The organism is Nitratidesulfovibrio liaohensis, assembly GCF_011682075.1.
GTDB lineage: Bacteria > Desulfobacterota > Desulfovibrionia > Desulfovibrionales > Desulfovibrionaceae > Cupidesulfovibrio > Cupidesulfovibrio liaohensis.
In genome coordinates this window covers 1-7126 of record NZ_VSMK01000085.1, presented here as the reverse complement: position 1 = coordinate 7126, position 7126 = coordinate 1, and the positions used below count along the sequence as shown (strand labels likewise).

Annotated in this window: 5 protein-coding genes and 1 CRISPR repeat array; of the genes, 3 read left to right on the top strand and 2 right to left on the bottom strand. The window is 62.0% G+C overall.

Annotation, left to right across the window (positions count from 1 at the left end):
- The coding region (locus FVW27_RS03785) for a hypothetical protein (RefSeq protein ID WP_167122874.1) at positions 1-235 on the bottom strand (235 nt) is incomplete at its 3' end.
- A 34-nt stretch (positions 236-269) separates the two neighbouring features.
- Positions 270-1403, bottom strand: coding sequence for a CRISPR-associated ring nuclease Csm6 (gene csm6, locus FVW27_RS20595; RefSeq protein WP_208294616.1), 1134 nt, complete (start codon positions 1401-1403; stop codon positions 270-272).
- 304 nt (positions 1404-1707) lie between these two features.
- On the opposite strand from csm6, the gene FVW27_RS20590 reads away from it, so the two are divergent.
- The 3 genes from FVW27_RS20590 to FVW27_RS03770 all read left to right on the top strand — a co-directional run.
- Positions 1708-2379: a GGDEF domain-containing protein gene (locus FVW27_RS20590; RefSeq protein ID WP_208294615.1), complete on the top strand. Its 672-nt coding sequence runs from the start codon at positions 1708-1710 to the stop codon at positions 2377-2379.
- A gap of 122 nt (positions 2380-2501) precedes the next feature.
- Positions 2502-4405: a CRISPR direct-repeat array (repeat unit 36 nt; unit sequence GTCACAACCTACTGCGCAGTAGAGGTCCCTTTTGGG).
- 380 nt (positions 4406-4785) lie between these two features.
- Complete coding sequence (cas2, locus tag FVW27_RS03775; protein ID WP_167122870.1) at positions 4786-5058, top strand: CRISPR-associated endonuclease Cas2; 273 nt, start codon at positions 4786-4788, stop codon at positions 5056-5058.
- A gap of 29 nt (positions 5059-5087) precedes the next feature.
- Positions 5088-7126: reverse transcriptase domain-containing protein (locus tag FVW27_RS03770; RefSeq protein ID WP_167122868.1), on the top strand; the 2039-nt coding region annotated here is incomplete at its 3' end.

Genomic DNA, 7126 nt, shown 5'->3' with positions numbered 1-7126 from the left:
GTGCCCCTTCGGCCACGGGGGCCAGCCCGTCACGCGCAAGCCGTTCGGCCACGGCCGCGCGCACCGCATCGGCGGCCACGCACGGAGTGGCATCCAGTACCGTCAGCGCATAAGTCCGGGTTGGTGTCGGGGCGGGCTGGCGATGCGCGCACCCGGCCCCGACCAGCAGGGCCCCGACCAACTGGGCTGCGAGCAGCAGAAAGGCGGGAACGCGCAGGCAGTGTTTAGGCAGCACGGCATACCCCCTTGGCGGAAGGAGCTTCGCAGGCCTATTCGGGCCGGTGGATGGTTATGCGATTACGCGGCAGACACACGCCGTAACTGCTGTTGCCATACTGGCGATGGCTTGCGATGAACGCCACGTGCCCCTGCGGCAACGCCTGAAGCTTCGCGTTGATGGCCGTGCGCTTCTGGCGGAACCACCCGCCCACGTCGCGCAGGTTGGAAAGCTGCTCCCGCACCCGCTCGTACTGGGACGAATACTGGCCGTACGCTGCGGCCACATCCGCAAGTATCAGGTCCATGGGCAGGGTGCGCGGTTCCGTGAAGCACCACCGGCAGTTGCCGGGGGTTGCCCCCGCCCTGCACCGGGAAAGGGTCGCATCCAGCATGGCATGGTACACGGCGGCCTCCAGCGCGGTGAGCTGCGTTGCCCTTTTGCCTACCTGCAGGGTGCGCGCGGCAAGGTCCAGCGTGACCATGGGCACCTCGACGGCGCGGCGGGCCGTGGCCACGGCCTCGTCAAAGCCGCCGTCCGGGGCGGTGCGCGGCAGTTCCAGCCGGTCGCCAAGCCGGATCAGCGGCAGGCGGGCAAGTTCTATGCGCGCGGCGGAGGCTGGAAGGGTGTACCATTCGCCCGTTTCGCGGCTCTGAAAGGTGTATTCCTGCACATTCCGCGGCGGATAGAAGAAATCGGGCTTCGACTCGAAAGGCGCGGCCACCAGCACGTGCGACAGATCGTCCTGTTCACGCCCCAGCAGTTGCAGCGCCGTGCCCAGCAGAAAGCCCATGGTCTTGCGCCCCCCGGCAAGGGAAACATGCAGGCTCTGGCTGCGCGACACGAGGTCGCGCACCAGTTCGAAAATGCATTCGCCCGCCCGGGCGTTGTCGCCCGTGGTGCGGATGTCCTCCAGGGGGGTGGTGCCACCCAGAACGTGCACCATGTCCATGCCGCGCCGCACCCTGTCGGCCGCGCCGAACTCGCGGCACAGGTCGGTCATGGGCGACGCCGCGCCGTACAGCTTGTTCTGCACTATCCGGCGGCCCGTATCGGTGGTGAGAATGTGCACCTCGTCCGGTACGGATTCGCCACCTTCACGGAGCAGGACGTACAGGGTTTCCGTGACCACCTGCGGGGTCAGGCCGCAGGCGCAGAGCAGGATGCGTGGCTTGGTGCTGTTCATGTTTTGGGTCTCCGGTCTGGTCGTGCCGTGGCGCGCGGCGGCATCCGGTTTTTCTTCCGCCTGGCCGCGCGGTGGGGCTGCGGGCATGGAACGGCAATCACCACGGCACGATACACGCACGGATATCGGCTGTACAGGTCCGCAGGCGGGTACTCCCCCCCGGCAACAGCACCATGCCCCCGTTCTGGTTGCAGCGCCTGAGACAATCGTTTGCCAAACATTCCGCCAACGTTCTTCCGCAACGGGCGGTACGCTGTCGGCGATAGGAACCATGTCACCACACACCGTAGCAGGGGGAGGTGACATGATGTTGCGTATTGCGAATGGTGCGGAATTGCTGCCCGCCACTGTCGGAGATGTTTGCGCCACCTGGGCCGTTCCCATCTGGATAGGCGCGCTGGCCCTTGTCATCATGGCCGCGCAGGGGTGCGCCTGCCTGTGGCTGTATTGCAGGGGCATGAAGCTGAAGCGCAGTTGCACCCAACTGGCGGACAAGGCCGACCGGGACTACCTGACCGGGTTGCACAACCGCGCCGCGCTCACCCGCCTGATGGAAGAGGCGCTGTGGCGTGGCGAGCAGTTTGGTCATAGATTCGGGCTGGTGTTCGTTGACCTGAACAGGTTCAAGCTCATCAACGACACGTGCGGCCACGCCGTGGGCGATGCCCTGCTGAAGGCGGTGGCGCGCAGACTGTCGGAGGAGATGCGCGTGAGCGATACCGTGGCGCGTTGGGGCGGGGACGAGTTCGTGGTGCTGGTACAGGGGCTGCGCAACCCCGACGACCTCAAGCGACTGTGCCGCAAGCTGTGCGGGGCCGTGGCACGATCGTTCGAACTGGATGGTCGCATCCTGCAGGTAGGCGCCAGTTGCGGCATTGCCCGTTACCCCCACGACGGAACGGATATTCCCACGCTGCTGCGCAAGGCCGACACCCGCATGTACACCGAAAAAAACGGCTCGGAGCATCACGGCTGATGCCGCAAACCCGGCGCTGAAGGCGCCATGAGCAGAAAGGCCCACGCGGAATGTCGCGTGGGCCTTTCTGCTTGCGAGGTAAGGAATGCGTGAACCTTGGGGGCGCACCGTCATTGATGTGACGCGCAACCTACTGCGCAGTAGAGGCCCCTTTTGGGGCATACCTGACCGAAATCGGTTTGGTAGACAACGGTCACAACCTACTGCGCAGTAGAGGTCCCTTTTGGGTCCCGTCAGGGACAGGTTGCGAAGATCAACAGTGGGTCACAACCTACTACGCAGTAGAGGTCCCTTTTGGGTCGACAGGGTTTCGGAACGACTCATCGCAACAGCGTCACAACCTACTGCGCAGTAGAGGTCCCTTTTGGGGAGTCACACTTTTCGTCAAGAAACGCAACATTGAGTCACAACCTACTGCGCAGTAGAGGTCCCTTTTGGGGTATACGGAATGAAGTTCCATAACATGCACCGTGTCACAACCTACTGCGCAGTAGAGGTCCCTTTTGGGTCAGCGTGTGTTTGAAGTATTTGGTGTCAGAAGTCACAACCTACTGCGCAGTAGAGGTCCCTTTTGGGTGGCCGTGTGACCGCTGTTGATTATGACCAAAAAGTCACAACCTACTGCGCAGTAGAGGTCCCTTTTGGGATTATTGTCGTGGCCCTCGTCGTGTTTTTCACCCGTCACAACCTACTGCGCAGTAGAGGTCCCTTTTGGGTTGCAAAGGACAAGGAGATTTCTATTGTGCGTGTTGTCACAACCTACTGCGCAGTAGAGGTCCCTTTTGGGCCGAATTGCGCGGGCAGGAGTTGACACTGGAACAGTCACAACCTACTGCGCAGTAGAGGTCCCTTTTGGGGCCATCAGCAAGGCCATAGAGAACGAGGCACGGGGTCACAACCTACTGCGCAGTAGAGGTCCCTTTTGGGGACAATTATGCCAACAACGGCGGTGTGATTGGGTCACAACCTACTGCGCAGTAGAGGTCCCTTTTGGGAGCAGAGTCGGGGCGTGACATGCAGGTAGACGGTGTCACAACCTACTGCGCAGTAGAGGTCCCTTTTGGGGGTTTGACCGGAAAAAATTATATGGATGCATCGGTCACAACCTACTGCGCAGTAGAGGTCCCTTTTGGGCGAATTGCGCGGACAGGAGCTTACTTTGGATGTCACAACCTACTGCGCAGTAGAGGTCCCTTTTGGGATATGAAAACCCAAGATTTGCGGAGGTTATGAAGTCACAACCTACTGCGCAGTAGAGGTCCCTTTTGGGCATTCTGGCCCCATTCCTCCCCCGCTTCTATGCGTCACAACCTACTGCGCAGTAGAGGTCCCTTTTGGGTGTTCAGGGGGTAAACACATCGCACTGTGAAGAGTCACAACCTACTGCGCAGTAGAGGTCCCTTTTGGGGCCTGTGGGCTTCATGGGAGTAGCCCTTGCCAAGTCACAACCTACTGCGCAGTAGAGGTCCCTTTTGGGTGGTGCTGCGCCACGGACGCCCGTCTTGAAAGAGTCACAACCTACTGCGCAGTAGAGGTCCCTTTTGGGTCTTCGAAGAAATTTCCAAGGACTTCAACTTGTCACAACCTACTGCGCAGTAGAGGTCCCTTTTGGGGTCTTCAATGGTGAAATCACCATTCCTGAAAAGTCACAACCTACTGCGCAGTAGAGGTCCCTTTTGGGAGTCATGAAAGGCTTCCGCAAGTAAAAAAAGAGTCACAACCTACTGCGCAGTAGAGGTCCCTTTTGGGAGTTCACCGAGACGAACGCCGCGCCCTGAAGCGGTCACAACCTACTGCGCAGTAGAGGTCCCTTTTGGGTTGTGACCATGTTCGCAATCTGGCTGGTGAAACTGTCACAACCTACTGCGCAGTAGAGGTCCCTTTTGGGGTCTTTTCCTCCAAGAAATCAAAGTTTAAATAAGTCACAACCTACTGCGCAGTAGAGGTCCCTTTTGGGATCGCCATCGCCACCATCATCTTGGTGAAGATCGTCACAACCTACTGCGCAGTAGAGGTCCCTTTTGGGACTGACTCCCTCTTACCCTACTCTCGCAAGGATTTTCAAGCCTGTTTTCGGCACCCCCCACCCTTTCGGGCAAGTTTTCACACGTTTTCCACAGGGGGGTCCTTTGCGTTTGGGTCTGTCAGAAAAACAAGCTTCTTTATCAGATGGTTACAGATTGCGGGAAACGGGGTTTACACAGCCTCACTCGTCTATGCACGCGATCTTGACCCAAAAAAATTTCACCAACGTGCACAACAGGTTATTGCCAGCAGCGCACCTGCGCACCTGCCTGGGCGCACTCCTGCATATCCACCTGCCTTTACAGCGGGACGTGCGTGGCCTACATCCCGAGCATTCACGGTATATTACCCGTCACACTGCATTCTGTTGGCAGGAGCGGCATGCACATCATCGCGTACGACATCACGGATGACCGGGAGCGGTTGCGCGTCAGCCGTGTTCTGGACGGCTACGGACAACGGGTGCAGGCCAGCGTGTACCAGTGCGTGCTTGATGCGGGGCTGAAGGCCCGGTTGCGCCGCGAACTGGACAGGCTGAACGTGGAAACGGGCTTCATCATGGCCTGGTGCGTACAGGGCGAGGAGCCGTCCTTTTGTGCCGGCAGGCTGCCCGACGGCGTTCCCGCAAAAGAGCCGCGCATCTTCATCATCTGACACGGAAGGCGCCTTACGGAGGCCACACCATGTTTCTGCCCGCCCTTGGCGCACTGCGCTGGCATACCTTGCAACTGACACTGCGCAACCGGCGCAACACCTTTGCGCGGGAGCACCCCCTGTCCATCTTCGATGCCATACTCAAATTCGCGGCGCGGATTCCGGGCCGGGAATGGGATGGTGAGGCGTTCTTCGTGCCTGCGGAACCCACCGGCGCCATCGTGCGCAAGGGCAGGGAGTACCGGCTGCAACTGGTCTTTCCCCATGCCGGGCCGGAACAGGCAAGGCACCTTGCCGATAACGTGGCCCATTGGCTGGGCGATCCCGCCAACAATTTCGAGATGATGGCGTGCGGCCCGGCGGTGGAACGTTCCGTCGCCATGGTGGAGCGCGAATGGCGTGCGGCGCAGGGCGTTGCCGACGCAGTGCCAGACGAGGTGTGCCTGGACTTCCTGACGCCCCTCACCTTTACCCCCGCGGACCCGCAGCGGCGGTGGCTACTTGATGCCCATGCACTGCTGCAATTGCTGGCCAACAGGCTGGCGCGCTTCTACGGCGCGGCCCTGATGCCGGAATCCGAGGCTTTCGCCGACATGGCCGGAGGGCTGACGTTGCTGCCGTGGTTCTGGGAATACGCGGAATTCCGCCATCGCTCGCGTTCCGGCAAGGGAGAACGCTTCATCAACGGCATGACGGGGCCGGTGTACCTGCGCGGCAACCTTGCGCCAGTGCTGCCCCTGCTGCTGGCATGCACCGAACTGGGCGCAGGCAGGCGGTTGAGCGCGGGCCAGGGGGCATTCCGCCTTGAGGCCGAGCGGGCCTGGTTCGATGAGCAACTGGCGGAACCCGCACTGTATCGCAAGGCATGGGAAGACACGGACGCTGGCAGTGACGACGCCCCCCGTGCGGAAGGTGGTCCCGGTCGTCCGGAAGACCTGCTGATGAGCATTCGCGACCGGGTTCTGGATGGGGCGTACGCGTTCGCCCCGGCAAAGGCCTTTACCATTCCCAAACGGAGCGGGGGGCAGCGGGTTGCCGCCAATCTGGAGCCGGAGGACAAGGTAGTTCACCGCCTGTTGGCCAACCTGCTTGCGCCGGGGCTGGACAGGTCGTTCGAGCCGCAGTCCGTGGCGTTCCGCAAGGGACGTTCACGCGATGCGGCGCGTGCCATGATTGCCGAAGCCGTGCGCGAAGGGTGTACCCACGTGCTGGAGGCGGACGTGGCCGCGTTCTTCGACATGATCGACTGGGACGTGCTTTCGCAGCGTCTCGACGCGGTACTGCCACGGGCGGACGTGCTTGCCCGGCGACTGGTGGATGCCGCCGTGCGCATGCCCCTTGCCGGGGCGGCAGGCCCCATTGCGCGCGAGCGGGGGGTGCTGCAGGGCAGCCCGTTGTCACCGCTGCTGTCGAACCTGTACCTTGACGGATTCGACGAGGAGATGGCGCGACGCGGCTTTCGGCTTGTGCGGTACGCCGACGACTTCGTCATCCTTACCCGGTCCGAGGAAGAGGCTGCGGCAGCGCTGGATGCGGCGCGCGAGGCGCTTTCCGCCGTACGGCTGGGCATGAACGATGACAAGACCGGCATTCATGATGTCTGGGACGGGTTCCGCTTTCTGGGGTTCTCGTTCGACGGCACGGCGGACGGCACCACCCTTGTGGATGCGGCCCTGCGCAGGCCGTTGTTCATCCGCCAGCAGTACGCCTTCATCGGGCTTGATGGCGACAGCGTGGAGGTGCGGCGGAAGGGCGAGGTTCTGGGTCGCGCCCCGCTGCGGCGCGTGGGCGAACTGATGATCTACGGCAACGGGGGTATTTCCACGCGGCTGGTGCAGAAGTGCGCTACGGAGGGCATTCCGGTTTCGTTCTGCACTCCGCTGGGCTGGCATGTGGGCACGCTGCGACCGGATTCGCGCGCGTGGTTCGACCGCATCACCGCGCACGGCATGCGTCACGCACGCATGGGCCCGCGACAGCGCGGCGAGGTGGCGGCGGCACTGGTGGCGGCCAAGGTGGATAACGCCCTGCTGTGGCTGCGCCCCCGGCTGGGCGGCGCCGGGGCGGG

Excerpts from the sequence above, each read along its gene's own strand:
- csm6 (WP_208294616.1), bottom strand. The coding sequence starts at position 1,403 with ATGAACAGCACCAAGCCACGCATCCTGCTCTGCGCCTGCGGCCTGACC.
- FVW27_RS20590 (WP_208294615.1), top strand. The coding sequence starts at position 1,708 with ATGATGTTGCGTATTGCGAATGGTGCGGAATTGCTGCCCGCCACTGTC.
- cas2 (WP_167122870.1), top strand. The coding sequence starts at position 4,786 with ATGCACATCATCGCGTACGACATCACGGATGACCGGGAGCGGTTGCGC.